This window comes from Pseudarthrobacter sp. NPDC058362 (assembly GCF_042723515.1).
Taxonomy (GTDB): Bacteria; Actinomycetota; Actinomycetes; order Actinomycetales; family Micrococcaceae; genus Arthrobacter.
Genome location: NZ_JBHXIW010000002.1, coordinates 564,347 through 588,579, shown reverse-complemented (window position 1 = coordinate 588,579; position 24,233 = coordinate 564,347). Strand labels below are relative to the sequence as shown.

The window sequence follows — 24,233 nt, the reverse complement described above, 5'->3', positions numbered from 1 at the left end:
AGGGTTGATAAATGGCCTGCCCGCCCGGGGGCGGCAGGCCGGAAGGCGGCAGGAATGGTTCAGAGCAGCAACGGCGCAGTCCTCAAAGTCCTGGCACCCGCGGGTCCGGTCCGCGGCGTGGCCCTGGTGCTGCATGGCGGGAAGTCCCAGAGCAGGGAGCCTGTGCAGGCGCGGCATCTCAGCCCGGCCCGGATGATGCCCTTCGCCAGGGATCTGCACCGCGGCGGGGGGCGGCACGGGCTGGCCGTCTGGAGCCTGCGCAACAGCGTCCGGGGCTGGAACGGCGCCGACATGTCCCCGCTGCAGGATGCGCGGTGGGCATTGCAGCTGATCAGGGAGCAGCATCCGGGCGTGCCGGTGTTCCTGGTGGGCCACTCCATGGGCGGCCTCACCGCGCTGTCCGCCGCCGGCGACCCACAGGTGGTTGCCGTCGTGGCGCTGGCACCGTGGCTGGGCCCGGCCAGCCCGACAGCCAGCGTGGCCGGCCGGGAGGTGCTGATTGTGCACGGCACCAGGGACCGCTGGACGAGTCCCGCCGCGTCGCTCGCCTTCGCCCAGCGGGCAGCGTCCGGGGCCGCCAGCATGCAGTACGTGGCGCTCCGGGGCGCCGGACACTTCATGCTGCGCAAGGTCCGGCTCTGGCAGTCGTTGACCACGGGGTTCGTGCTGAAGTCCTTCGCCGAAAGCACCGGGGCTCCGGTGGCGCCGCCGCCCGCATTCGGTGACCTGTTGCCGGAGTCCTCGCTCCAGGTGACCCTGTGAGCCCATACCCTGTAGCTGCCTTCCCGTGGGCCGCCTTTGTGGCGGCGCTCCCCTGGACTGCGGGTGCCGTCGTCGTACTCCTGATGGTGACGTTTGCCGTGGCGGTGCGGCAGGGGCGGCACTCGGTGATGGACGTGGCGTGGGGGCCGGGGTTCGTGGCGGTGGCGGTGGTCGCATGGGTGCTGTCCGCCAGTCATGGCGACGACGGCCGGCGGCTCCTGCTGCTGGTTTTGACGGCCGCATGGGGCCTGCGGCTGGGCCTGCATATCGGCTGGCGGGCCCGCGGCGGGCATGAGGACCCGCGCTACCGGGACCTGCTAGCCGGCGCGCCGGGTTCCCGCAATGCCTACGCGCTGCGCCGCGTGTACCTGCCGCAGGGTCTGGTGATGTTCTTCGTGTCCCTCACCGTCCAGGTGGGAATGTTCAGCACGGGACCGCTGGGGTGGCTGGCAATAGCCGGCACCATGCTGTGGCTGGTGGGCTTTGCGTTCGAGTCCGTGGGCGACTGGCAGCTGGCGCAGTTCAAAAAGGACCCGGCCCGGAAAGGGACCGTGCTGAACAACGGGTTGTGGCGGTATACGCGGCACCCCAACTATTTCGGCGACGCCGCGGTGTGGACCGGACTGTTCCTGGTGGTGGCGGACTCCTGGCCGGGAGTGTTGACAGTCCTCTCCCCCGCCCTGATGGTGTGGACGTTGGCTGCGAAGACCGGCAAGCCGCTGACGGAGAAGGCCATGTCCGGCCGGCCGGGCTACCGGGAGTATGTCGAGGCCACGAGCGGATTCATCCCGTGGCCTCCCAAGCGGCCCTGACCCCGCCCTACCTGCGTCCCCTGGTTAGTCAGCGACGACCAGGGTTTCGGGTCCGGCCAGGCGGGCCTTGCCGCTGTCCAGGAGGGGTTCGACGGCGGCGCGCAGGGCAGCCATCGAATCGTCCAGTTCCAGCATCACCGGATGCTGGTACGCGATGAGGGACAGGATGTCCCGTACGGCATCGGCGGCGTCAGCCGGCTCGAGCCCGGGTTCGTGCCCCACGAAGACATCCGTTGGAGTTTCCCTGCCGTCGGCGTTTTCGGTCCCGGCGGCACCGGTGCCTGGTACGCCGGGCGCGGCGTCCGGGTCCGCCGGTGCTGCGTAGCTGACGGCGAAGGCGCGGATGCGGCCCTTTTTGGTGGGCTTCACGCCGGCGCCGAATGCCGATTCCGGCCGGGCCCGGAGCACGATGGCGCCGTGCGCGCCGGTCAGTTCATCCAGGAACAGCTTCTGCACCTGCCCCACAGACAGCACGCCGGGCGAGTCCCAGCCGTGGATGGACGAGTAGTACCGACCCACCACGTCCGTCAGTTCCACGGAACCGGTAGCCAGGTCCATGACCACATCGGATCCGGCGTTTTCGCCGCCGGCGGCTCCGCCGTCGTCCGGGAACACCGGAAGCTTCAGCGCGCCAGGTTCTACCACCACCAGGCGGGACCGCTGGATGGGCGCCAGCCCAAACGCCTCGGCGAAGGCGGCACCGGGGGTGCCGGGCTCCACCTTGGCGCGGAGCTTTTCAACGCCCGACGGCGCGTGGCCGGCTTCGCGCCGCAGCATAGTCAGCAGCGTGGCGCCGATGCCGGAGCGGCGGTGGTCGCGGGCCACCTCGATGTAGGTCCAGAGCCGTTCCGGATGCAGGGATGCCTCGTAGACCACGCCGGCGGCCACCGGGATGCCAACGCCGTCAAGAACGTCCTCGGCCACGATGCAGCGGCGCCAGGGGGTGCCGGCTCCCCCGTCGGAGGAGACCGCGAGGGCGCTGCGGAACTGGCGGGCCTGGGCAGTCTCCGGGCCACCCCAGATCTCCAGGAGCGCCAGGTCGTCGCCCTCACGCCATTCGCGGTATTCGATGGCCATGCCTAGGCCCCGATCAGGCGTGCGGCCAGGTAGCCTTCCACCTTGTCCAGGGAGACGCGTTCCTGGCTCATGGTGTCCCGTTCGCGGATGGTCACGGCCTGGTCCTCGAGGGTGTCGAAGTCCACCGTGATGCAGAACGGGGTGCCGATCTCGTCCTGGCGGCGGTAGCGGCGGCCGATGGCCCCGGCGTCGTCGAAGTCGATGTTCCAGTTCTTCCGCAGCTGCGCGCCAAGGTCCTTGGCCTTCGGGGACAAGTCCTCGTTGCGGCTCAAGGGCAGCACGGCGGCCTTGACCGGGGCCAGGCGCGGGTCGAGCTTCAGCACGGTGCGGACGTCCACGCCGCCCTTGGCGTTGGGGGCCTCGTCCTCGGTGTAGGCATCTATAAGGAAGGCCATGAAGGACCGGGTAAGGCCGGCGGCGGGCTCGATCACGTACGGGGTGTAACGCTCGTTGGTGGCCTGGTTGAAGTAGCTCAGGTCCGTGCCGGACGCCTTGGCGTGGGTAGAGAGGTCAAAATCGGTGCGGTTGGCGATGCCCTCGAGCTCGCCCCACTCGGAGCCCTGGAAGCCGAAGCGGTACTCGATGTCCGTGGTGCCCTTGGAGTAGTGGCTGAGCTTTTCCTGCGGGTGCTCGAAGAAGCGGAGGTTTTCCTCGCGGATGCCCAGGCCGGTGTACCAGGCCATGCGCTCCTTCATCCAGTACTGGTGCCATTCCTCGTCCGTGCCGGGCTCCACGAAGAACTCCATTTCCATCTGCTCGAACTCGCGGGTGCGGAAGATGAAGTTTCCGGGAGTGATCTCGTTGCGGAAGGACTTGCCGATCTGGCCGATGCCGAACGGCGGCTTCTTGCGGGACGTGGTGAGCACGTTGTTGAAGTTCACGAAGATGCCCTGGGCGGTTTCCGGGCGGAGGTAGTGCAGGCCTTCCTCGCTGGCCACGGGGCCCAGGAAGGTCTTGAGCAGGCCGGAGAATTCCTGCGGCTCGGTCCATTCGCCACGGGTGCCGCAGTTGGCGCAGGCAATGTCCTTGAGCCCGTTTTCGGCAGGACGGCCCTTCTTTTCCTCGTACTCTTCCTCGAGGTGGTCCGCACGGTAGCGCTTGTGGCAGGACAGGCACTCCACCAGCGGATCGGAGAAGACCTCTACGTGGCCGGACGCTTCCCAGACCTGGCGGGGCAGGATGACGGATGAGTCCAGGCCCACTACGTCTTCCCGGCCACGGACCACGGACTGCCACCACTGGCGCTTGATGTTTTCCTTCAGCTCGGCGCCGAGGGGCCCGTAGTCCCAGGCAGAACGCGAACCTCCGTAGATCTCACCGGCCTGGAACACGAAGCCCCTCCGCTTGGAGAGGGAGATGACCTGGTCGAGAACGGATTTTGCTGCCATGGGGGTAACTCCAATTTCTACAGGGCCGCTGGGTGCGGTCCGCGGTTGTTCCGGCCCCGTGCTTCCCGCGCGGAAAGCACTGGGACGCCGCAAGTCCGGATGCGGAAAAGATGCAGGAAAGCTGCGAGACCTAGCCTACCGGCCCTGCCGCCGAAAGGCGCCCCGTGGCCAGGGCAGGGTGGTCAGGACGATGGCAGCAAGGGTCAGCAGGGTTCCCAGCACCGTGGCCGGCGCCACCACGGAGCCCGGGGCCGGCAGGACGATGTCCAGGACCAGTGACCCCACCAGTTGTCCGGCGATCATGCCCAGGCCGGTGACCAGCACTCCAAGGGTGCGCACCAGCAGGGCGCTCAGGCCGATGAAGATGCACCCCATCGGCCCGCCAAGGTAGTACCACCACTCCCCCGGCAGCGGTGCCACCGGGCCGGTCACTGCCACCTTGACGGCGAGCGCAGCCCAGAGGACCACGGTGCCGGCGATGAAGTTGACCAGGGTGGCGGCGATGGGCGACCCGTAGTGCATGGTGGCAGTACCGTTCATGGCCTGCTGGAAGCTCATCAGGAAACCGGCCAGGACGGGCAGCAGCACAGGCACCAGCAGCGCCCCCGGACCGCCTGAACCGTCGGCAGCAGCAGCGGCTCCCGTCCCGGTGAACCGGGGGGACACCGCCCATGCCACGGCCGCGATGGTCAGGACCGACCCCGCCGCCCGGATACCGGTGACGGCCTTGCGCCCGGCCGGGCCGATGCCCATCCGGTCCACCAGGAGGCCGCTAACAGTTTGCCCGGTCACTGTGGCCACGGTGAACAGTGCCACCCCGAGGATCCCCACGGTGAACGACTGGGCAAAAACGAAGAATGCACCGATGGCACCGGCGAGCGCATACGCGGGCGGGAAGGCCCGGCTCCGGAGCGCAGGGACAATCCGGGCGAGCCCTGCCCGGCCCCGCGGCAGGAGCAGCGAGACCGCCACCATCAGGACCAGCCCTGTGCTGAAACTCACCACGGCAGCGGCGATGCCGTCATCCAGCCGGGTGCCCAGGGCGCCGTTGATACGGCCCTGGACGGGAATGGCGAGCCCTGCGCCGACGGCCAGGGGAAGCCCGGCGAGCAGCGGCAGTCGGGAGGGAGAGGTCATTGAACACACCTTACGTCAGGCATTATTGCTTCATGAGCAACCCCGTTGAAGACGTCCCCATCCGCGACACCATGATCCGCCTGGGCCAGCTCCTGAAGCTTGCCGGCCTGGTGGAGGACGGCGTGGAGGCCGCAGATCTGATCAAGAACGGGCTAGTCAAGGTCAACGGGGAAATCGAGGACCGCCGCGGCCGCCAGCTCCACCACGGCGACACCGTCACCGTCAACGGGCAGTCTGTGCGGGTTGCCGGCCCCGGCGAAAGATAACCGCCGGGCTGAGCCCCCCGAAGCCCCCGCAACTGGCCCGCGCAGGCCGCGTCCCGGCGTCGTACGCGCTATTTCCGGAGCACCTCGTGGGTGAGGAATTCGCCCACGTGCCCGATTTCCTGCTGGTTGATGCCATGCCACATGCCCGTGTACAGCACCTTGGTGAGCTTGACATGCTTGCGTACCCAGCCCATGGTGAAGTCGATCTTGTCCGGGGTGATGACCGGATCCTGCTGGTCCCGCCCCCAGAACATCGGAACGGTGCCGTCGAGCTGGTCGTCGTGGAAGGTGGGATCGTCCCCGGCGTCCACCACAAAACCGGAAAGCCCGACGACGGCGGCAAAGTCCGTGGGCCGCTGGCGCAGGAGAGTGGTGGCCATGGCCATGCCCATGGAGAATCCCAGCAGCGTCACCGACGGGTGGCCCACCCGGATGGTGTCGATCCACTCCAGCACATAGGCGGAGGCGGCCTTGACCCGCTCCAGCGAGTAGTCGATGGAAGCCGTCAGCGGGAACCAGGTGAACCCCGGACCCATGGCGATGGGCGCCCGCACCGAAGCGACGGCGAAGTCGCCCGGAAGCAGGTCCGCCAGACTCAGCAGGTCCTGCTCGTTCGCGCCGTAGCCATGCAGCAGGACCAGCAGCGGTTTGCCGTCCCGCTGGTCCTCCGGGTGGGACCACAAGACAACGGGGGCGGGAAATACTTCGGCTTCAGTCATGGTTTCCATTCTTACAGCACCTTCCCGGCGCATCAGCAGCAACCTACGTTCGCGTAGCCAGAGCGGCGAAAGGCAGGATAGGACCGTGAGTGAGACCAACGCCATCCAGACCACTCCGGCCCGGCCGGGATCCCACCCCTGGACCCGGTACGTGGCAATGGGCGATTCCTTCACAGAGGGCATCGGCGACCCCGAACGCTCGAGTCCGGGCGGCTTCCGCGGCTGGGCGGATCGGGTGGCGGAGGAGCTGGGACGCACCCAGCCGGACTTCGCCTACGCCAACCTTGCCGTCCGGGGCCGGCTCCTGCAGCAGATCGTGGACCAGCAGCTCGCACCCTGCCTGGCGCTGAAGCCGGAACTGGTGACCCTGTCCGCCGGCGGAAATGACCTCCTGCGCCCCGGCGGGGATCCCGACGCCCTGGCGGAGAAACTCGATTCCGTGGTGCAGATCCTGGCCATGGGCGGTGCCACCGTGGTTCTCTTCAACGGGCCCGACACCGGCTCATCGGTGCTGGGCCGGATCCGCAGCAAGGTGGCCATCTACAACGAGAACCTGCGCACCGTCGCGGCCCGGCATGACGCGGTCATTGCGGATATGTGGTCGCTCCGCCAGCTGAAGGACCCCCAGATGTGGGACGAGGACCGGCTGCACTTTTCCCCGCTGGGCCACCACACCATCGCGGCCATGGTGCTGGACGCGCTGAACGTGGAGCACACCCTGCAGCCGCTCCAGCCCAAGCCGCTGCCTCCCCGCACCTGGCGCGAGGCCCGCTCGGAGGACCTGGTGTGGGCGCGCGAATACTTCGTGCCCTGGGTGCTCCGCCGACTGCGGCACCAGTCCTCCGGCGACGGCATCACCGCAAAACGTCCGACGCCGGGTCCCGTTTTTGGGCCGGGCGTTCCCTTGGGTTCCGGCGAGGGGCCGCTCGGCAGCACCGGCGGGCAGGACGCCCTGGGCGGGGGCACCCCTGACCCAGCGGCACGGGAAGCCGGGCAGGGCAGCCGGGCTTAAGCTGGAAGGACATATCTGAGAGGCGATTCCCCGTGAACAACCTGTTTTTCTGGATCCTTGTCCTGTCCTTCCTCATCCCCATGGGGCTGCGGATGTACCGGAAGTCCATGGCCCGCCGGAACCAGGACCGGGGATTCCCCGGCCAGTACCCGGGCCCCGGCCACTTTCCCGGAGACGGACAGTTTCCCGCCCCGGCCGCACCGCAGAACAGGCAGCCGCGCGACGGCTATACCCAGCAGGACTACTTCTCCGGCGGATTCCGCGAGATCAACCGGCCGCGGCCGGTGGAGCCGCCGGCTCCGCTCCCGGGACTCTATGGCGAGCCGCCCGCGCCGCCCCAGCCCTGGCAGCAGCAGCCGGCTCCGGAAGAGCCGGCTGCCCCGGCCACTCCCCCGCCGCCGTCGGCCCCGCAGGGCTTCCGTGCCCGGAAGCTCGCCGAACTCGACAGGCAGTACAGCGACGGCGACATCTCCATGGAGGAGTACATGACCCGGCGCAGCGACATCATGGACGGCTGACCGCCCCCGGGAAAACCTGGGGGCGGTCAGGGTGATCAGTCGATCTGGGGGAAGCCGAGGTCGATGACGGAGGTCGCGGGGTCTGGCCACCGCGTGGTGACCACCTTGCCGCGCGTGTAGAAGCGGATGCTGTCCGGGCCGTACATGTGCGTGTCGCCGAACAGCGAGTTCTTCCAGCCGCCGAAGGAGAACGTCCCCACCGGTACCGGGATGGGAACGTTGATGCCCACCATGCCGGCCTCGACGTCGAACTCGAACTGCCGGGCGGCGCCGCCGTCGCGGGTGAAGATCGCCACGCCGTTGCCGAACTCGTGTTCGTTGACCAGGCGCACGGCATCGCTGTAGGTTTCGGCGCGGACCACGGACAGGACAGGCCCGAAGATTTCCTCATCGTAGACCTTCATACCGGGCTTGACGTGGTCCACCAGGCTGACACCGATGAAGAACCCGTCCGAGTCGAACTGCTGCTCACGCCCGTCCACCACAACGGTGGCGCCTTCATCTTCGGCACCGGCCACGTAGGAGGCAACGCGGTCGCGGTGTTCCTTGGTGATGAGCGGACCCATCTGGGATGCCGGATCCGTGCCGGGCCCGATCTTCAGGTCCGCCATCCGGGTCCGGATCGCCTCTACGAGGTCGTCGGCGATGCTGCCCACCGCCACCAGGACGCTGACGGCCATGCAGCGTTCCCCTGCGGAGCCGTAGGCGGCAGAGACGGCGGCGTCCGCGGCCATGTCCAGGTCGGCGTCAGGCAAAACCACCATGTGGTTCTTCGCCCCGCCAAGGGCCTGGACGCGCTTACCGTGGTCCGCTGCGCGCCTGTAGATGGACTGGGCGATGGGGGTGGACCCCACGAAGCTGACCGCTTTGACGTCCGGGTGCTCCAGAAGGACGTCCACGGCTTCCTTGTCGCCCTGGACGACGTTGAGGACGCCGGCCGGCAGGCCCGCTTCAGCAAACACCTCGGCGATGAAAACGGCCGACGAGGGGTCCTTCTCGCTCGGCTTCAGGAGCACGGTGTTGCCACAGGCCAGGGCGCTGCCGATCATCCACAGCGGAACCATCGCCGGGAAGTTGAACGGGGTAATGCAGGCCACGACGCCCACAGGCTGGCGGACTGAGTGGACGTCGACGCCGCTGGAGACCTGCTCGGACCGCTCGCCCTTGAGCATGTGGGACAGCCCGGTGGCGAACTCGATGTTTTCGAGGCCGCGGGAAATTTCGCCCTCGGCGTCGGAGAGGACCTTGCCGTGCTCGCTGGTGAGAATGGCGGCGAGTTCGGGCTTGCGCTCGTTCAGGATCTCGCGGACCTTGAAGAAGATGTTGCTGCGCCGGGCCAGGCTGGTGGCGCGCCACGCCGGCAGGGCTGCCTTCGCCGCCGCGATGGCTTCCTCCACCCGGGCACCGGAGGCCAGCGCCACCTGCTTGTCCTGGGCGCCCGTGGCGGGGTTGAAAACAGGGCCGAAGCGCTCTGCGTCGCTGACGCGCTGGCCGTTGATGAAGTGCGGAATTGTCTGCATGGGTCTCTTTCGGGCTGGGAAGTTCGGTACGGTCAGGCGGACTGGTCTGCGGCGCCGGGCTGGGCTGCGGCGCCGAGCGAACCGTCCGCGAGCTTGATGATCATGGAGCAGTCCTTGCCGGACTCCCCTGCGTCGATCAGGCGCTGGAACAGCTGCTGGACGTGCTTGCCGATTTCCAGCGGAGTTCCCGTATCCTCCGCTGCGCTGATAGCCAGGCCGATGTCCTTGTTGGCCAGTTCGGTGGTGAACGTGGGGGCAAAGTCGTTGTTCGAGGCTGCGGTGTCCACCACGCCGGGGACGGGGTACCAGGTCCGCAGTGCCCAGCTGTCGCCGGAGGACACGGAGGCAATGTCCCAGAAGACTTGCTTGTCCAGGCCGAGGCGGTCGGCCAGCACAGCGCCTTCGGCGGTGGAGGCGAGGTTGATGAAGAGCATGAGGTTGTTGCAGATCTTGGCGGCCTGGCCGGTGGTGGCGCCACCGGTGGGGATGATGTTTGCGGCCATGGGGCGGATGTACTCGGTGGCATCGGCCACCGCGCCGTCCTCGCCACCCACCATGAACGTCAGGGTGCCGGCCTTGGCACCGCTCATTCCGCCGGACACCGGGGCATCGACGAATCGGAAGCCGGCGGCAGCAGCGGCGTCGTGCAGTTCCTGCGCCGAGGCGATGTCGATGGTGGAGGAATCAACCAGGAGAGTGCTGGTGGAGGCGTGCGCCAGCACGCCGTCCGGGCCCAGGTACACGGCTTTGGCGTGTTCGCCCTTGGGAAGCATGGTGAAGACAACGTCAGCCCCTTCCACCGCCTGGGCGATTCCGGCGACGGGCTTGACGCCGCCGGCCTCCGCAGCGGCCACGGCGGCGGGGTTGAGGTCGAAGCCCCGGACGTCGTGACCTGCCTTGGCGAGGTTCACTGACATGGACCCGCCCATGTTTCCCAACCCGATCCAACCGATAACTGCCATGTGCAAGCTCCTTCGCTTCTGGTCCGGCCGCCTTGGCCGGAGTCGTCTGTGTCCACCATCACATGCTGGTAAAGTGCAATCAAGGTAAAAAATCACAGATGCCATGTGCATTGATGCACAGGGATGGAAGGCGGAATACGTGGGCAGTCTGCCGAGCCCCGACGATTTGCTGATTCTCCTGACGGTGGCGAGACTGGGCCGGTTCAATGCGGTGGCGGAGGCGCTGGGCACAACGCACACGACGATTTCGCGCAGGATCCTTGCCCTGGACCGGCAGTTGGGCGGCCGGACGCTGGAGCGCAGCCCGCACGGCTGGGAACTGACGGAACTTGGTGCCTCCGCGGTCGCTGCGGCCGAGGCCATCGAGGAGACGCTCGGCACCCTGGCCGGCGCCATCGGCCAGGAGCGCGATGCTTTGTCCGGAATGGTGCGGATCAGTACCTCGGACGGTTTTGGCGCCGACTTCGTCACGCCGGCACTGGTCCGGCTGCAGCAGCGCCATCCGATGCTGAATGTCGAGATGCTCAGCGCCACCCGCAAGGTCAGCCAGAACAGATCCGGCGTGGACCTCGAAGTGGTGGTGGGCGGAACGGACGTGCGGAACGCGCAGACGATCTTCCTGACCAATTACTACCTGCGGCTTTACGCCAGCGCCGGCTATGCGGCGCGGCAGGGCCTTCCGGAAACGCCCGACGACGTCGGGCAGCATGGCTTCGTCTCTTACGTTGAGTCCGCACTCCAGGTAGCGGAATTGGGCCACCGTTCCTCGCAGCTTCCCATGCCGAAATCCAGCTTCCAGGCCACCAGCATCTTTGCCCAGGTGGAGGCGGTGCGCCGAGGCGCCGGCATCGGCCTCCTGCCGAGCTTCATGGTCAGCCGCGATGCCGATTTTGTTCCCGTCCTGCCGCACGACTTCGAACGGCAGCTGCCCATCTGGGCGGTGGCCCGGCCGGAGTCGCTGCGCTCAGGACGCGTGCAGGCCGTCGTCGCTGCGCTGAAGGAAGAGGTTGCCGCACGGCAGGACCTGCTCGCGTCCTGAGGCTGTTCGCACCGGCACGCGGCGGGATGCTCAGGGCTGGAATAGCCGGCGGACCACGCGGCCGGCCGCGAGGGCGTCCAGGCCCTCGTTAATTTCATCCAGCGGCCGGGTGTCCGTGTGCAGCAGTTCCACAGGCAGCCGGCCTTCGCGCCAAAAGCCCAGGTACCGGGGGATGTCGCGCTCCGGGACCGCGTCGCCCATGTAGGACCCCAGCAGCCGCTTGCCGGCGCCGGCGAACTGCAGGGCCGGGACGGTCAGTTCCGCCGAGGGATGAGGCAGGCCGACGGACACCACGGCGCCGCCGCGGGTTACCTGTTCCAGGCAGGACGCGATCACGCGCGCCGAACCCACGGCTTCCACTGCCACGTCTACGCCGTCACCGGTGGCGTCAGCGATCAGCTGCGCGGCGTCGTCGGGCGTTCCCACGGCAGTGGCTCCGCAGTCCAGTGCGAGCTGGTGCTTGCCCTCGTTCGGGTCGATGGCGATAACGGAAGCCGCGCCGGCAAGACGTGCTGCCATGACTGCCGAAAGCCCCACGGCGCCGAGGCCGAAGACGGCGACCGACTGGCCGGCGTCGACCGCTGCCGTGTTGAAAACCGCACCCATGCCGGTGAGCACAGCGCACCCGAACATGGCCGCCACGGTGTCCGGAACGTCGTCGTCGATCACCACGACGGATTCCCTCGCCACCACGGCATAGTCGGCGAATGCCGAAACGCCAAGGTGGTGGTTGACGCGTTCCCCGGCAGGGGTCCGGAGCAGGGCCTCGCCATGCAGCAGGTCCCCTGACCCGTTGACTTCGGCGGCGCGGTGGCAGAGTGCCGGCCGGCCGGCCCGGCAGGCGCGGCAGTCGCCGCAGCTGGGGACGAAGACCAGGACCACGTGGTCGCCCACGGAGACGCCTTCCACGCCGGGCCCTACGGCCTGCACGCGCCCCACAGCCTCGTGCCCCAGCGCCATGGGCAGGGGACGCACCCTGGACCCGTCGACCACTGAGAGGTCCGAGTGGCACAGGCTGGAGTAGGTGATCGCGACGCCCAGTTCCCCGGCACGCGGTTCGGGGCGGTCAAGTTCCTCCACCACCAGCGGGTGCGCCTCGGTGTAACTGGTGCCGGCGGGAACGGTGTTGTAGAGGACAGCGGCTCGCATGGCGGCTCCTTGCTGTGGCTGATTCGTGGAGTGGAGGTTCATGGCATGCAGTTGCCCGGACCCGGAAGCCGGGTCCGGGCAACTGCCCTGGCTGGTGTCGCCCGCGTGGGTTATTTCTTGGACGCGGCGAGCAGATCCGCGGTGCCCTTGGCGTCCGCGGCGTCAACGTCGTGCAGCGAAATACCCCGGGTTTCCTTGAGGAAGAAGACCGAGACTGCCGTGACGACGCAGGCTCCGAGCAGGTACAGCGCCACCGGAGTGGACGAGCCGAAGTTGCTCAGCAGTGCCGTGGCGATGATCGGGGCCAGCGAGCCGGCAACGATCGAGGTCACCTGGTAGCCCAGGGACACGCCGGAGTAGCGCATCCGGGTGGGGAACATTTCGGCCATGATGGAGGGCTGGCCCGCGTACATCAGTGCGTGGAAGATCAGGCCGATGGTGATGGCGGCCAGGATGATCATGTCGTTGGCAGTGTCCATCATGGGGAAGGCGAAGAAGCCCCAGGTACCGCCGAGGATCGCACCGGCCATGTAGACCGGGCGGCGGCCGAAGGCATCGGACATCTTGCCCACCAGCGGCACGGTGCAGAAGTGGATGAAGTGGGCCACCAGCAGCAGGAGCAGGATGCGGGAGGTGTCCGTCTCCACGACCACTTTCAGGTAGGTGATGGAGAACGTCACCACGAGGTAGTAGAGGATGTTCTCGGCGAAGCGCAGGCCCATGGCGGTGAAGACACCGCGCGGGTAGCGGCGGAAGACCTCAGCCACGCCGTAGCCCTTGTTCTCAACGGCGACTTCCTTGCGGGCCTCGATGAAGATCGGGGCGTCCTGGACCTTGGTCCGGATGTAGTAGCCGATGATGACGATCACGGCGGAGAGCCAGAACGCTACGCGCCAGCCCCAGCCGAGGAAAGCTTCCTGGGACAGCGTGGAGGACAGGGTGAAGAGGACGCCGGTAGCCAGCAGGTTGCCCATCGGCACCGCAGACTGCGGCCAGCTCGACCAGAACCCGCGCGACTTGTTGGGGCTGTGCTCGGCCACCAGCAGGACGGCACCGCCCCACTCGCCGCCGACCGCAAAGCCCTGGACGAACCGCAGGAACACCAGGAGGGCGGGCGCCCAGTAGCCGATCTGGGCGAACGTGGGAAGGCAGCCCATGAGGAAGGTGGCAACGCCCACCATGATGATGCTGAGCTGCAGCAGCTGCTTGCGGCCGAACTTGTCGCCAAAGTGGCCAAAGACAATGCCGCCGATGGGGCGGGCAACGAACCCGACGGCGTACGTCACGAAGGCGGCGATGATGCCGTCCAGCTCCGTACCCGAGTTGGGGAAGAACGTCTTGCCAAATACGAGCGTGGCGGCTGAGGCGTAGAGGAAGAACTCGTACCATTCAACGACCGTGCCGGCCATGGAAGCCGTGACGACCTTCTTCAGGCCCGTGGACTTGACGTCGGGCTCCCCGACCCGCCCTGCGGCGGACTTTTCCGTACTCATTAATGAACTCCTTCGGCGTCTACGTCGACACCAGATGCGACCAGGATGTGGCGATGCGATGTGAGGTACACAACATACCGCCGATTCACACGAGTATGGTCTGCGTGTGGCTGCAAGCTCAACGGCAAATAGTGCAGAAGGCCTCTGCATAAATGCACAGGGAGGGCGCGGAAGCCCGGAATTAATCTTCGAGATGGTCGCGCAGCTGGGCGCCCAGCTGGCCGATTTCGGTCAGGAATCCGTCGTGGCCGATGGGCGCAGAGATGACGTGGACATCCACCTCGCCCGGCAGTGCGGCGGCGAGTTCGTGCGACTGCTCCGGGAAGTACAGCCGGTCGGTATCCACCGCGGCCACGAAGAATTTCGCGGTGGCCCGGCTCAGGCTTTCGGCCAGGGACCCCCTGCCGCGGGTGACGTCGTGGCTCATCAGCGCCTCGGTGAGGGCGATATAGCTGTTGGCGTCGAAGCGCCGGACCAGCTTGCTGCCCTGGTGGTCCAGGTAGCTTTCCACTTGGTAACGGCCGCGGCCGGAAAGCGTTTCGGCCTGCAGCGGTGCTTCGCCGGACTGCGGACTGCGGCCGAAGCGGCCGTCAAACTCCCGGGCTGAGCGGTAGGTAATGTGGGCGATCCGGCGGGCCAGGGCCAGGCCGTCCTCGGGGGACGCACCGCCGTAGTAGTCGCCGTCGTTATAGTTCGCGTCCTGACGGATGGCGAGCGTCTGGGCCTGGGCAAAGGCGATCTGCTCGGCCGTACTGGCGGCCCCGACGGCGATGACCGCGCAACGCTGCACCCGCTCAGGGTAAGTGACGGCCCATTCCAAAGCCCGCGCACCGCCCATGGACCCGCCCAGCACGGCGAACCAGGACCGGATGCCCAGCTGGTCGGCCAGCCGCGCTTCCGCCACGGTGCTGTCGCGCAGGGTCACCAGCGGGAAGCGGGAGCCCCATGGCTTGCCGTCGGGAGCGGGCGACGACGGCCCGGTGGACCCGTAGCATCCGCCCAGGATGTTGATCGCCACCACGAAGAATTTGTCGGTGTCGACGGGCGCGCCCGGGCCCGCCAACTCTTCCCACCAGCCGTCCTCGTCCGTGTCGCCTCGGGTCACGTGGGTGCTGCCGGTCAGTGCATGTTCAATGAGGACGGCATTGGAGCCGTCGGCATTGAGCGTGCCCCATGTTTCATAGGCAAGGATGACGTCCGGCAGGAAGCCGCCGGCTTCCAGTTCCAGCCCGCCAATGCCTGCATACCGGACCACGCCGTGCCGCGGCCCCGCGGTGCGGGGAACGGTGACTGTCATGTGCAAACCTCTTCTACGCGCTTGCCCGCCGCCGGAGGGCCGGCGGGCCAGGTCCTCACCCGGGGCACCCCGCCGCGGTAGGAGGGTTGCCGGCCAGCAAGCCGGGGCTGTTGCTGGCACTCATGACCTCCCTCGAGTGTATGAAAGATCCCCCCAGCGGCGCCACGCGTGTGACCCGTTATGACATCCGCCGATACACCGGCATCCAACCCGCGGCGCTTTGCGCCAAGGGTTCCGCCCCCATTTCCAAGTAAGGCAAACCTAAGCTGAGAGCCTGATCACAAAGTGCCAAGATGTTGCCATGCGCATGGATCACGTCTCTTACGCCTGTGAACACGATGGCCTGGCGGCCACCACTGAACGGATTTCCTCCGCCCTGGGCGTCGAGGCAGTCAAGGGCGGGGTACATCCCCGTTTTGGAACGCGCAACATGATCATCCCGCTGGCGGGACACAAATACTTGGAGGTCGTGGAGGTCCTGGACCACCCGGCTTCGGACAAGGCACCGTTCGGCCAGGCTGTGCGTGCCCGTTCGGCGGCTGGCGGCGGCTGGATGGGCTGGTGCGTCGAGGTGGACGACCTGGCACCGTTCGAGGAGCGCCTGGGCCGCTCGGCGGTCAACGGCAACCGCAAGTTCCCGGATGGCCGCGAGCTGGTCTGGAAGCAGATCGGCATCCTTGGCCTGATCGCCGACCCGCAGGTGCCCTACATGCTCAAGTGGGAGGGCGACCCGTCGCTGCACCCCTCGAATGCCTACAACAGCAGCCTCAAGATGCGGTCGCTGACCATCGCCGGCTCTCCCGAGCGCGTCACCGAATGGCTCGGCGAGCCGGTAGAGCGCCCGCTGGAAGACGTTGCCGTGGACTGGGTGGCGCCGCACGGCACCCCGGGCATCCTGTCAGTGACGTTCGAGACTGCCACCGGCGCCGTCACGATCTGACCGCACCACAGCTTCGGCCGCCATCAGCGGGTGACAATGGCGTCACCCACCGATGGCGGCCGAATTCTTTTTAACCAGGCCCCGCCGGTCAGCCCAGGCCCACCGCACGGCCGAAGAGGCTGAAGCCGACGAACGCCACCGTATCGAGCAGGGCGTGGGCGATCACCAAAGGCATGACCCTCCGTGTCCGGGTATACAGCCAGGCGAAGACGATACCCATCACCACGTTTCCGATGAAGGGTCCGAACCCCTGGTACAGATGGTAGGTGCCGCGCAGCAGGGCGCTGGCGCCAATGGCGGCGGGGACGCTCCAGCCGAACTTGCCGAACCGGTCCAGCAGGTAGCCCACCACGATCACCTCCTCCACCAGCCCGTGGCGCACCGCCGAAAGAACGAGGACCGGGACCGTCCACCAGTAAGCGTCCAGTGCGCTGGGGATGATGGCTGTGGTGATGCCGAGTGCCCGACCCGCTGCGTAGAGCCCCAGCGACGGCACCCCGATCAGCGCAGCCAGCCCCAGGCCGTGCAGGATGTCACGGCCTGGGCGGGACAGGTCCAGGCCCAGCTTCCGGAACGCAGATCCGCTGGAAGGAAGCCCTTCGGAGGCGGTCCGCCGGTGGTCCGTGAGGAAGTAGATCACCAGCAGCACCGGGACCAGGGCAAAGACGATGTCCAGCAGCTGGTAGGTCAGGTCGAAGTACTCGCGGCTGCTCTGCTGGCGGTTGAGCGTGGACGTGCCCTGCGCCAGCGGCGCCCGGGACATCTTGTCCAGGAGCTGGACCACGGAGTACACGGCGGACTGGCCCAGGGACAGGCCCAGGACAATGAGGACTTCGAAGGTGAGTCGTCGGCGTGATGAGACCAGCATGTCAGGCAGGCGCCACGATCACTTCGGTGCCCCGGGCTTCAAAGGCGGCCTTGTCCCGTGCGGAAATTCCGGAGTCGGTGATCAGCCGGGTGAAGTTATAGCCGTGCATGGTGGCGAAGGCGCGGACGCCCACCTTTGACGAATCGGCCAGGACGTAGGACACCCGGGCCCGGCTGGCCAGGAGGGCATTCACGGAAGCTTCCCCTTCGCCGGTGTTGGTGGGCCCCACCTCGGGATCGATTCCGTTGACGCCGATAAACGCGATATCCAGCACTACCTTCTGCATGATGATGTCCGTGTAGGGGCCCACCAGTTCATAGGACCGGGGGTTGAGGATTCCACCCGTCACCATGACCTTGATGTTGGGCCGGACGGCCAGCTGCCCGGCGATGTTGATGGCATTGGTGACCACAGTAAGGGTGGGCTGGTTTGAGGGTGCATTGAGGTCCTCGCGGGTGGCCAGGATCTGGGCCAGCGCCGTGCTGGTGGTGCCGCCGCACAGGCCGATGACGGCGCCGGGGCTGATGAGCGCGGACGCGGCCTGGGCAATCTGCTGTTTGGCCTCCGCGTGGTCGTCCCGGTTGTACCGGCCGGGCAGGTCGTAGGCCAGGGCACCGGTGGTGGCCCCGCCCCGGGTGCGCGTCAGCAGCCGTCGCTTGGCCAGGCTGTCCAGGTCCCGCCGGGCAGTTGCGGGCGAGACGTTCAAGGTGGTAACGATTTCCTCGACTTCCACCTGGCCGGTCCGGGCCAGCAGGTCCAGGATCGCCGTGAGTCGGTCGGTACGGGTCATGCTGGAAGCCTCCGGGGGTTGCAGTCTGGGGCGGTGCCGGCTGCTACCCCACCCGCACGCCGGCCCGCCACACAGCGTACGTCAGCGGCATGCCCGGACGGTAGGCGAGATGCGTGGCGGAGGGGGCGTTCAGCAGGTGGAGGTCCGCGCGGTGTCCGACGGCGATGGATCCCACCGCGCGTTCGCCGTCGGCATCCTTGCCCGTGTCCCGGTGGAGGGCCAGGGCGCCTCCGTAGGTTGCGGCGCGGACGGCTTCATGCACGCTGAGCCGCATTTGCAGCACCGCGGTGGTGACGCAGAAGGACATGGAGCTGGTGTAGGAGGTGCCGGGATTGCAGTTGGAAGCCAGCGCCACCTGGACGCCGGCGTCCAGCAGGGCGCGGGCGGGAGCCAATGGCTGGCGGGTGGAGAGGTCGCAGGCCGGAAGGCACGTGGCCACGGTGCCGCGCCGGCCCGATCCTGTGGCGGGATCCCAGCCGGTCCAGGTGCCGGCGAGCGCTGCAACGTCCTGTTCGGAGAGGTAATTCACATGGTCCACGCTGGCCGCGTCGAGCTCGACAGCCAGCTGGACGCCCGGGCCTTCGCCCAGTTGGTTGCCGTGGACACGCAGGCCCAGGCCGGCGTCGCGGCAGGCCAGCAGCACCCGGCGCGATTGTTCGGCGGTAAACGCGCCTTCCTCGCAGAATACGTCGGCCCATTTCACGTAGGGGCGCACGGCGTCCAGCATGGGGCCGCAGACCAGGTCCGTGTACGCATCCGGGTCCTGGCCCACGGGGACCAGGTGCGCGCCGAGGAAGGTCACTTCGTCGGCGACGGTGGATGCGATGCGGGCGCTCCGGGCCTCGTGCTCAATGTCGAGGCCATAACCGGTCTTGGTTTCCAGGTACGTGGTGCCCTGCGATGCCGCTTCCACCACCCGCCCCATGGCCAGCCGGGTCAGGTCGAAGTCTGAGGCTTGCCGCGTGGCGCCCATGGTGACGCCGATGCCGCCGGCAGAGTAGGACTCCCCCGCCATGCGTGCCTCGAACTCCGCGGTGCGGTCCCCGGCGAAGACCAGGTGGCTGTGCGAATCCACCCAGCCGGGCAGCAGGGCACGGCCTCCGGCGTCCACGGCCTCGTCGGCGGCCGGGGCGCCTGCCGCGGAACCGATCCAGGAGATCCGTTCGCCTTCCACCACCACGGCCGCGTCTTTCAGGACCCGGTGTTCCAGGTCCTGGGTCATCAGCTCGGCCACATTGGTGATCAGCGTACTCATGCACTCCATTCTTCAGCGCCGAATGGACCATCGGGTGGCGGCCACAGCCTGTCCTGTCCGGGATTCCGGACTGGCTGCGGCTCCCTGCCCGGCCAGGATTTGCCCGGCCGCGAGTTCGGCCAGGGCCGAGGAGGTCTGGAAGCCGTAGCCGCCCTGGCCGGCCAGCCAGTAGAAGCCCGGGGCTTCAGCATCGAAACCCGCCACGGGAATGCCGTCCGCCGCCTCGGTCCGCAGCCCGGTCCATGCGCTTCGCACGGCTGTGATTCCCAACGTGGTGATCGTATTCAGCCGCTCCACCAGTCGCTCAATGTCCCCGGGGCGCGGCCGGGCGTCCTCCGGGCCGCTAGGCACGCTTTCGGAGGGCGAAATCAGCACGTCCCGTCCTTCGGCGCGGAAGTAGAAGGTGTGGTCGGCGGCTGCCACCATCGGGGCGGATTCCGGCAGGGGACGGTCGACGGCGGCAATCGCCGCGGTGCGCCGGTACGGCTGGAAGCCGAGTTTCTCCACGCCGCTGAGCACGGCGAGTTCGTCTGCCCATGCACCGGTGGCATTGACGAGGACCCCGGCCTGGAACGCCTCCGTCCCGGCCCCCACCTGCCAGCCTGAGCCCAGCCGCTGGGCCGAATGGACCCTGGCACCGGTGATGATGTCCGCACCGGCGGCAAGTGCACTCCGGCGGTGGTCTTCCAGGAGCAGCGGTGCATTACAGGCGAAGGATCCGGTGTCCAGTCCGGCGGCCTGGAACGAATCCGGAACCAGCGCCGGGCACAGCTCAAGCGCCTGTTCCACCGTGATGGGTTTCATGTGGCCGCTGGCTTCTGCCGCCACTGCAGCTTCCGAGCCCACCAGCATGAAACTGCGGGGCGTGAGGACCGGCTCGCGGAGGTCAGAATCCCGGCTGGCCAGAAGTTCGAGTGTCCGCATGGTCAGCTCCTGGACCACCGGCGGCCCGTAGCTGGGGATCAGCTGGCGGGCGGAGCGGGAGGACGTGTGGTACGCCAGCTCCTGCTCCGCCTCCACCAAGGCAACGCTGCAATGGCCGGCCAGCCGGGAGGCCAGGGACAGCCCGGCGATGCCGCCGCCCATGATCAGGACATCGTACTGTGCGCTCATGGGTCCATGATGGCAGAGGAGGGGCCCGGGCGGCGGAGCTAAGCGGCTGCCTCCGCGCGGCTGGCGACGAACGCACGGACGCACGCTTCGACGTCGTCCGTTGAATGCGCGGCGGAAAGCTGGACGCGGATCCTGGCCGCCCCCCTGGGCACCACCGGGAAGCTGAAGGCGGTCACGAAGACGCCGTGTTCCAGCATGCGGTCCGCCACCCTGGCGGCCTGGACGGCGTCGCCGAACATGACCGGGACGATGGCGTGTTCTCCGGGAAGCAGGTCAAAGCCTTCCTCGGTCATGCGGGCGCGGAACAGGGCCGCGTTGCGGAACAGCCGGCTCCGCAGGTCCGCGGAGTTTTCCACCAGGTCCAGTGCCTTGATGGTGGCGGCCACGATGGCAGGAGCCAGGGAGTTGGAGAACAGGTATGGCCGTGCCTTCTGCCGAAGCATGGCCACTACCTCCGCACGGCCGGACACGTAGCCGCCGGACGCACCGCCCAGGGCCTTGCCGAACGTGCCGGTGTAGATGTCCACTCGGTCCGAAACGCCGGCGTGTTCGGGCGTGCCGGCTCCGGTGGCGCCCATGAAGCCCACGGCGTGCGAATCGTCCACCATGACCAGCGCGTCGTGCTTCTCGGCGAGATCGCAGATTGCCTCCAGCGGCGCAAGGTAGCCGTCCATGGAGAACACGCCGTCCGTCACGATGATACGGCGGCGGGCGCCCGCGGATTCGACCAGCTTCGCTTCGAGGTCGGCCATGTCCTGATTGGCATAGCGGTAGCGCTGCGCCTTGCAGAGCCTGATGCCGTCGATGATGGAGGCGTGGTTCAGGGCGTCGGAGATCACCGCGTCCTCGGCGCCCAGCAGGGATTCGAACACCCCGCCGTTCGCGTCGAAGCAGCTGGAGAAGAGGATGGTGTCCTCGGTGCCCAGGAAACGGGAGACCCGTGCTTCCAGCTCGAGGTGCAGGTCCTGGGTGCCGCAGATGAAGCGCACACTGGCCATGCCGAAGCCGCGCTGGTCCATAGCGGCCTTCGCGGCGCCGATGATGTCCGGGTGATCCGCCAGCCCGAGGTAGTTGTTGGCGCAGAAGTTGAGCACGTCCGCGCCCGGCCGGCCGGGCTGCCCGGCGGTGATGTGGCTGGACTGTGGAGAGCTGATGCTGCGTTCGGCCTTGAAGAGCCCGGCGGCGCGGATCTCGTCCAGTTCGGTGCGCAACTGGTCCTTGATGGAGGTGTACATGGCGTTTCCTTAGAGTTTGGTCCAGTCGAGGACGACCTTGCCGCCGGTCCCGCTGCGGGCAATGTCGAAGCCTTTTTCCCATTCCGTGGCCGGCAGGACATCGGTGACCACCGCGGAGATCCCGGCATGGAGTACGGGGTTGGAGGAGAGCATGGCGCTCATGGCGTACCAGGTTTCATACATCTCGCGGCCATAGATACCCTTCAGCGTCAGCATGTGGGTGACCACCTTGGCCCAGTCGATGGTGATGTCCTGGCTGGGCAGGCCCAGCATGGCGATGCGGCCGCCGTGGTTCATGTTGTCAATCATCTCCGGCAGCGCGGCCGGGTGCCCGGACATTTCCATGCCGATGTCGAACCCTTCCCGCAGGCAGAGCTCCTGCTGGGCTTCGCGGATGCGCGTGGTGGAGACATCGATGGCCAGGTCCGCCCCCAGGCGGCGGGCCAGCTCCAGCCTCGGTCCGGAAACGTCCGTAACGGCGATTTTGCGGGCACCGGCGTGCCGGGCCACCGCGATGGCCATCAGCCCGATGGGGCCGGCGCCTGTGATCAGGACATCCTCGCCCACCAGCGGGAAGCTCAGGGCGGTGTGGACAGCATTGCCGAAGGGATCGAAGATGGCACCGAGTTCAGGTGTGACGGAAGAGTCGTGGTGCACCCAGACGTTCGTCTCGGGAATAACAACGTATTCGGCAAAGGCGCCGTCCCGCTGGACGCCGACGCTGACGGTATGGATGCACATCTGCCGCCGGCCGGCGCGGCAGTTGCGGCAGATTCCGCATACGACATGACCTTCGCCGGAGACCCTGTCCCCCACTTTGACGTCGCGCACGCCGGCACCGGTTTCCACCACTTCGCCGTAGAACTCGTGGCCGGGGATCAGCGGCGCCTCGATAATGCCCTGCGCCCAGGCATCCCAGGACTGGATATGCAGGTCCGTGCCGCAGATGCCGGTGGTCATGACGCGGATCTTCACGTCTGCCGGGCCCGTGACCGGTTCCGGGCGGTCCACCAGCTCGAATCCGGCCTGCGGGCCGGCCTTGTACAAAGCCTTCATCGGCTTCCTTACTCTTGGTCCATACGCGTGGCAGGGTGCTGCCTTCCCCATTACAGCGAGGAAAAAGCTTTAGAACAATGGGGAATATCTCAATCGACGATGTAGGTATTCCTAATGCGTAGACTGGTGCGGTGGAAATACACCAGCTTGAAATCCTGCGCGAGCTCGGGGCCCTGGGCAGCGTGAAGGCAGTCGCGGACACCCTCATGGTGACCCCCTCTGCCGTCTCCCAGCAACTGGCCCTGCTGCAGCGTTCCGCGGAGGTCCCGCTGACACGCAAGGAAGGCCGAAACCTGGTCCTCACGGAGGCGGGCCAGGTGCTGGCGGACGCCGGTGCCGCGGTGGTCAGCGCCATGGCCGATGCCCGGAGCGCGATCGGCAGCTACCACGGCTCCGAAGCAGCGCGCGTCACCCTGTCCGGATTCCACAGCGCCGGGCAGGCACTGTTCGCGCCGCTGGCCAAAGCATTGGAAGGACCAGGGCGGCCGCACATTGAACTCTCCGACGAGGACGTCGCCCAGCATGACTTTCCCGCCCTCACCGCCCGGTACGACCTGGTCCTTGCCCACCGGATGGACCACAGCCCTCGCTGGCCCACCGAACGGGTCACCGTGGTTCCGCTGGCGCACGAACCGCTGGACGTTGCCCTGCCCGCCGGCCACCGGCTGGCACAGCAGGCGTCGGTTTCCGTGGCCGACGTGGTGGACGAGGCCTGGGTGACCAGCCACGCCGGCTATTCCCCCGCAGACGTGCTGTCCGCCGTCGCGGCGGTATCCAGCCGGGAACTGAGGATCGTGCACCGGATCAACGACTATTCCACGGTGGCCGCCTTGGTGGCGTCCGGCGGGGTGGCGGGCCTCCTGCCGCGGTACACAGCAGGACCTGTCCTCAACCCGGCCATCGTCCTGCGTCCCCTCCAGGGCATCAGCACGCGGCGCCGCATCGACCTGCTGGCCCGACCCGAAAACCTGAAGCGGCGCGCGGTCACAGTGGTCTGCGAAACCCTGCAGGACATCATGGCCGGCCTGGTGGAGCCGGATTAGCGTCCGCTGCCTCGGGAGTTTCCTGCACCGGCCGCGATCCGCGTCGCCGTCACCCGCTCCGCCTCCTTGAGGCCGAAGATGCGCACCGCGTCCCCTACGGCAATGTCCGCAATGGTGCCGGTACGCCGCCCGGCCGCCTTATCGTCGTCGTCCGCTGCAGGCGACCGGTGGCCGAAGGCGGCACCGCTTCCGATGATCTTGGTATCCGTGTCCACGACATAGGCCTGCGAGTAACCGTCTTCGCTCCGGACGGTGACCGACGTGCCGCTGACGGCTTCCACGGTTCCGCGCTGGACCAGGATGGTTCGGAAGCTGCCGTCAGCGTCCTTGACCACGCTCTCGCTGTGCTGAAGCCGCCCGCCGCGGGCATGGTCGGCTTTGTGCTGTTTGTCAGGCGGGTGCTGCTTATCCTGTTTGGCCTGGTTGCCCTGCTTGTCCCGGTGGCCGGGCGGATTATGCGACGGCGCGCTGGAGGTCTGGGCGGTGGACGACGGCTGCAGGGAGGGTCCGCCGGCCGGCCAGGCCAGCGCGGCCCCCGTACCTGCGAGCGTGATGGCAACTGCTCCGGCGAGCACGAGTGTCCGTGTCCTGCTCCGGCCCTTGAACGGCACGGTCCGCCCCCTTCACCTGGCTGACTTGCATGACTGGCCGGGACCGCTGCCGCGGCCCCGTGGGGTCAAGTGTAGGGCTGCAGGACACCACTGCATACGGGTACTTTTGGCGGCGGCCACCTGAGTACTTAAAGCGCAACTGGGTAGCGCTAAGTGTCGTTATGGACGCTC

24 protein-coding genes and 1 riboswitch are annotated in these 24,233 nt (G+C 67.6%); of the genes, 8 read left to right on the top strand and 16 right to left on the bottom strand.

Going from position 1 to position 24,233, the window contains the following annotated elements; genetic code table 11:
• The first annotated feature begins 54 nt into the window (after positions 1-54).
• The gene (locus tag ACFWIX_RS07220; protein WP_377215431.1) at positions 55-762 is read left to right on the top strand and encodes an alpha/beta hydrolase; all 708 of its coding nucleotides are present in this window, start codon (positions 55-57) and stop codon (positions 760-762) included.
• Positions 759-1,574, top strand: a complete 816-nt coding sequence (locus tag ACFWIX_RS07215) for a DUF1295 domain-containing protein (RefSeq protein WP_377215430.1) — start codon at positions 759-761, stop codon at positions 1,572-1,574. Before ACFWIX_RS07220 ends, ACFWIX_RS07215 begins: the two co-directional genes overlap by 4 nt.
• Before the next feature lie 24 nt (positions 1,575-1,598).
• On the opposite strand, the gene ACFWIX_RS07210 is transcribed toward ACFWIX_RS07215, so the two are convergent.
• The 3 genes from ACFWIX_RS07210 to ACFWIX_RS07200 form a co-directional block, all read right to left on the bottom strand.
• On the bottom strand, positions 1,599-2,651 hold the full coding sequence (locus tag ACFWIX_RS07210) for a GNAT family N-acetyltransferase (RefSeq protein WP_377215429.1): 1,053 nt from the start codon (positions 2,649-2,651) through the stop codon (positions 1,599-1,601).
• A 2-nt stretch (positions 2,652-2,653) separates the two neighbouring features.
• Entirely contained in the window at positions 2,654-4,039 is a 1,386-nt protein-coding gene (locus ACFWIX_RS07205; RefSeq protein WP_009359370.1) for a glycine--tRNA ligase, read from the bottom strand.
• Between the two features lie 135 nt (positions 4,040-4,174).
• Positions 4,175-5,176, bottom strand: coding sequence for a DMT family transporter (locus ACFWIX_RS07200; protein WP_377215428.1), 1,002 nt, complete (start codon positions 5,174-5,176; stop codon positions 4,175-4,177).
• A 32-nt stretch (positions 5,177-5,208) separates the two neighbouring features.
• On the opposite strand from ACFWIX_RS07200, the gene ACFWIX_RS07195 reads away from it, so the two are divergent.
• Positions 5,209-5,442, top strand: coding sequence for an RNA-binding S4 domain-containing protein (locus ACFWIX_RS07195; protein ID WP_377215427.1), 234 nt, complete (start codon positions 5,209-5,211; stop codon positions 5,440-5,442).
• Positions 5,443-5,510: 68 nt separating this feature from the next.
• On the opposite strand, the gene ACFWIX_RS07190 is transcribed toward ACFWIX_RS07195, so the two are convergent.
• Complete coding sequence (locus ACFWIX_RS07190; RefSeq protein ID WP_377215426.1) at positions 5,511-6,161, bottom strand: alpha/beta hydrolase; 651 nt, start codon at positions 6,159-6,161, stop codon at positions 5,511-5,513.
• A 157-nt stretch (positions 6,162-6,318) separates the two neighbouring features.
• Between ACFWIX_RS07190 and ACFWIX_RS07185 the strand changes: the two genes are divergently transcribed.
• Both ACFWIX_RS07185 and ACFWIX_RS07180 read left to right on the top strand, forming a co-directional pair.
• Positions 6,319-7,173, top strand: coding sequence for an SGNH/GDSL hydrolase family protein (locus tag ACFWIX_RS07185; protein WP_377215515.1), 855 nt, complete (start codon positions 6,319-6,321; stop codon positions 7,171-7,173).
• A gap of 32 nt (positions 7,174-7,205) precedes the next feature.
• The gene (locus tag ACFWIX_RS07180; protein WP_377215425.1) at positions 7,206-7,691 is read left to right on the top strand and encodes a hypothetical protein; all 486 of its coding nucleotides are present in this window, start codon (positions 7,206-7,208) and stop codon (positions 7,689-7,691) included.
• Between the two features lie 35 nt (positions 7,692-7,726).
• Here ACFWIX_RS07180 and ACFWIX_RS07175 read toward each other — a convergent pair whose 3' ends face one another.
• Positions 7,727-9,211: a CoA-acylating methylmalonate-semialdehyde dehydrogenase gene (locus ACFWIX_RS07175; RefSeq protein WP_377215424.1), complete on the bottom strand. Its 1,485-nt coding sequence runs from the start codon at positions 9,209-9,211 to the stop codon at positions 7,727-7,729.
• A gap of 32 nt (positions 9,212-9,243) precedes the next feature.
• A complete protein-coding gene (gene mmsB / locus ACFWIX_RS07170) occupies positions 9,244-10,173 on the bottom strand; it encodes a 3-hydroxyisobutyrate dehydrogenase (RefSeq protein WP_377215423.1) in 930 nt (309 codons plus the stop codon).
• 139 nt (positions 10,174-10,312) lie between these two features.
• Here mmsB and ACFWIX_RS07165 point away from each other — a divergent pair, with 139 nt between their 5' ends.
• The gene (locus ACFWIX_RS07165) at positions 10,313-11,212 is read left to right on the top strand and encodes a LysR family transcriptional regulator (RefSeq protein ID WP_377215422.1); all 900 of its coding nucleotides are present in this window, start codon (positions 10,313-10,315) and stop codon (positions 11,210-11,212) included.
• A gap of 30 nt (positions 11,213-11,242) precedes the next feature.
• Here ACFWIX_RS07165 and ACFWIX_RS07160 read toward each other — a convergent pair whose 3' ends face one another.
• The 3 genes from ACFWIX_RS07160 to ACFWIX_RS07150 form a co-directional block, all read right to left on the bottom strand.
• Entirely contained in the window at positions 11,243-12,361 is a 1,119-nt protein-coding gene (locus ACFWIX_RS07160; protein ID WP_377215421.1) for a zinc-dependent alcohol dehydrogenase family protein, read from the bottom strand.
• A 110-nt stretch (positions 12,362-12,471) separates the two neighbouring features.
• On the bottom strand, positions 12,472-13,854 hold the full coding sequence (locus tag ACFWIX_RS07155) for an MFS transporter (RefSeq protein ID WP_377215420.1): 1,383 nt from the start codon (positions 13,852-13,854) through the stop codon (positions 12,472-12,474).
• A gap of 181 nt (positions 13,855-14,035) precedes the next feature.
• A complete protein-coding gene (locus ACFWIX_RS07150; protein ID WP_377215419.1) occupies positions 14,036-15,151 on the bottom strand; it encodes a homoserine O-acetyltransferase in 1,116 nt (371 codons plus the stop codon).
• 12 nt (positions 15,152-15,163) lie between these two features.
• Positions 15,164-15,279, bottom strand: a riboswitch (SAM riboswitch).
• A 173-nt stretch (positions 15,280-15,452) separates the two neighbouring features.
• Here ACFWIX_RS07150 and ACFWIX_RS07145 point away from each other — a divergent pair.
• Positions 15,453-16,091 (top strand): VOC family protein, encoded by a 639-nt coding sequence (locus ACFWIX_RS07145; protein WP_377215418.1) that lies wholly within the window; start codon positions 15,453-15,455, stop codon positions 16,089-16,091.
• Between the two features lie 88 nt (positions 16,092-16,179).
• Here ACFWIX_RS07145 and ACFWIX_RS07140 read toward each other — a convergent pair whose 3' ends face one another.
• The 6 genes from ACFWIX_RS07140 to tdh are packed head-to-tail and all read right to left on the bottom strand — an operon-like array spanning position 16,180 to position 22,408.
• A complete protein-coding gene (locus ACFWIX_RS07140) occupies positions 16,180-16,959 on the bottom strand; it encodes a CPBP family intramembrane glutamic endopeptidase (RefSeq protein WP_377215417.1) in 780 nt (259 codons plus the stop codon).
• Position 16,960: 1 nt separating this feature from the next.
• Positions 16,961-17,749, bottom strand: a complete 789-nt coding sequence (locus ACFWIX_RS07135; RefSeq protein WP_377215416.1) for a DeoR/GlpR family DNA-binding transcription regulator — start codon at positions 17,747-17,749, stop codon at positions 16,961-16,963.
• A 43-nt stretch (positions 17,750-17,792) separates the two neighbouring features.
• Complete coding sequence (gene hutI / locus ACFWIX_RS07130; protein WP_377215415.1) at positions 17,793-19,004, bottom strand: imidazolonepropionase; 1,212 nt, start codon at positions 19,002-19,004, stop codon at positions 17,793-17,795.
• Between the two features lie 12 nt (positions 19,005-19,016).
• The gene (locus ACFWIX_RS07125; RefSeq protein ID WP_377215414.1) at positions 19,017-20,117 is read right to left on the bottom strand and encodes an NAD(P)/FAD-dependent oxidoreductase; all 1,101 of its coding nucleotides are present in this window, start codon (positions 20,115-20,117) and stop codon (positions 19,017-19,019) included.
• A 38-nt stretch (positions 20,118-20,155) separates the two neighbouring features.
• Entirely contained in the window at positions 20,156-21,352 is a 1,197-nt protein-coding gene (locus ACFWIX_RS07120; protein ID WP_377215413.1) for a glycine C-acetyltransferase, read from the bottom strand.
• A 9-nt stretch (positions 21,353-21,361) separates the two neighbouring features.
• The gene (gene tdh / locus ACFWIX_RS07115) at positions 21,362-22,408 is read right to left on the bottom strand and encodes an L-threonine 3-dehydrogenase (protein WP_377215412.1); all 1,047 of its coding nucleotides are present in this window, start codon (positions 22,406-22,408) and stop codon (positions 21,362-21,364) included.
• 131 nt (positions 22,409-22,539) lie between these two features.
• Here tdh and ACFWIX_RS07110 point away from each other — a divergent pair, with 131 nt between their 5' ends.
• Complete coding sequence (locus ACFWIX_RS07110) at positions 22,540-23,451, top strand: LysR family transcriptional regulator (protein ID WP_377215411.1); 912 nt, start codon at positions 22,540-22,542, stop codon at positions 23,449-23,451.
• Here ACFWIX_RS07110 and ACFWIX_RS07105 read toward each other — a convergent pair.
• A complete protein-coding gene (locus ACFWIX_RS07105; RefSeq protein WP_377215410.1) occupies positions 23,448-24,062 on the bottom strand; it encodes a hypothetical protein in 615 nt (204 codons plus the stop codon). The genes ACFWIX_RS07110 and ACFWIX_RS07105 overlap by 4 nt on opposite strands.
• Between the last annotated feature and the right edge of the window lie 171 nt (positions 24,063-24,233).

What these genes read in the sequence shown, in the direction of transcription:
- hutI (WP_377215415.1), bottom strand. Translation starts at nt 19,004, where the DNA reads ATGAGTACGCTGATCACCAATGTGGCCGAGCTGATGACCCAGGACCTG.
- ACFWIX_RS07220 (WP_377215431.1), top strand. Translation starts at nt 55, where the DNA reads ATGGTTCAGAGCAGCAACGGCGCAGTCCTCAAAGTCCTGGCACCCGCG.
- ACFWIX_RS07205 (WP_009359370.1), bottom strand. Translation starts at nt 4,039, where the DNA reads ATGGCAGCAAAATCCGTTCTCGACCAGGTCATCTCCCTCTCCAAGCGG.
- ACFWIX_RS07155 (WP_377215420.1), bottom strand. Translation starts at nt 13,854, where the DNA reads ATGAGTACGGAAAAGTCCGCCGCAGGGCGGGTCGGGGAGCCCGACGTC.
- ACFWIX_RS07195 (WP_377215427.1), top strand. Translation starts at nt 5,209, where the DNA reads ATGAGCAACCCCGTTGAAGACGTCCCCATCCGCGACACCATGATCCGC.
- mmsB (WP_377215423.1), bottom strand. Translation starts at nt 10,173, where the DNA reads ATGGCAGTTATCGGTTGGATCGGGTTGGGAAACATGGGCGGGTCCATG.
- ACFWIX_RS07190 (WP_377215426.1), bottom strand. Translation starts at nt 6,161, where the DNA reads ATGACTGAAGCCGAAGTATTTCCCGCCCCCGTTGTCTTGTGGTCCCAC.
- ACFWIX_RS07135 (WP_377215416.1), bottom strand. Translation starts at nt 17,749, where the DNA reads ATGACCCGTACCGACCGACTCACGGCGATCCTGGACCTGCTGGCCCGG.
- ACFWIX_RS07150 (WP_377215419.1), bottom strand. Translation starts at nt 15,151, where the DNA reads ATGACAGTCACCGTTCCCCGCACCGCGGGGCCGCGGCACGGCGTGGTC.
- ACFWIX_RS07210 (WP_377215429.1), bottom strand. Translation starts at nt 2,651, where the DNA reads ATGGCCATCGAATACCGCGAATGGCGTGAGGGCGACGACCTGGCGCTC.
- tdh (WP_377215412.1), bottom strand. Translation starts at nt 22,408, where the DNA reads ATGAAGGCTTTGTACAAGGCCGGCCCGCAGGCCGGATTCGAGCTGGTG.
- ACFWIX_RS07175 (WP_377215424.1), bottom strand. Translation starts at nt 9,211, where the DNA reads ATGCAGACAATTCCGCACTTCATCAACGGCCAGCGCGTCAGCGACGCA.
- ACFWIX_RS07185 (WP_377215515.1), top strand. Translation starts at nt 6,319, where the DNA reads ATGGGCGATTCCTTCACAGAGGGCATCGGCGACCCCGAACGCTCGAGT.
- ACFWIX_RS07200 (WP_377215428.1), bottom strand. Translation starts at nt 5,176, where the DNA reads ATGACCTCTCCCTCCCGACTGCCGCTGCTCGCCGGGCTTCCCCTGGCC.
- ACFWIX_RS07160 (WP_377215421.1), bottom strand. Translation starts at nt 12,361, where the DNA reads ATGCGAGCCGCTGTCCTCTACAACACCGTTCCCGCCGGCACCAGTTAC.
- ACFWIX_RS07120 (WP_377215413.1), bottom strand. Translation starts at nt 21,352, where the DNA reads ATGTACACCTCCATCAAGGACCAGTTGCGCACCGAACTGGACGAGATC.
- ACFWIX_RS07140 (WP_377215417.1), bottom strand. Translation starts at nt 16,959, where the DNA reads ATGCTGGTCTCATCACGCCGACGACTCACCTTCGAAGTCCTCATTGTC.
- ACFWIX_RS07145 (WP_377215418.1), top strand. Translation starts at nt 15,453, where the DNA reads ATGCGCATGGATCACGTCTCTTACGCCTGTGAACACGATGGCCTGGCG.
- ACFWIX_RS07125 (WP_377215414.1), bottom strand. Translation starts at nt 20,117, where the DNA reads ATGAGCGCACAGTACGATGTCCTGATCATGGGCGGCGGCATCGCCGGG.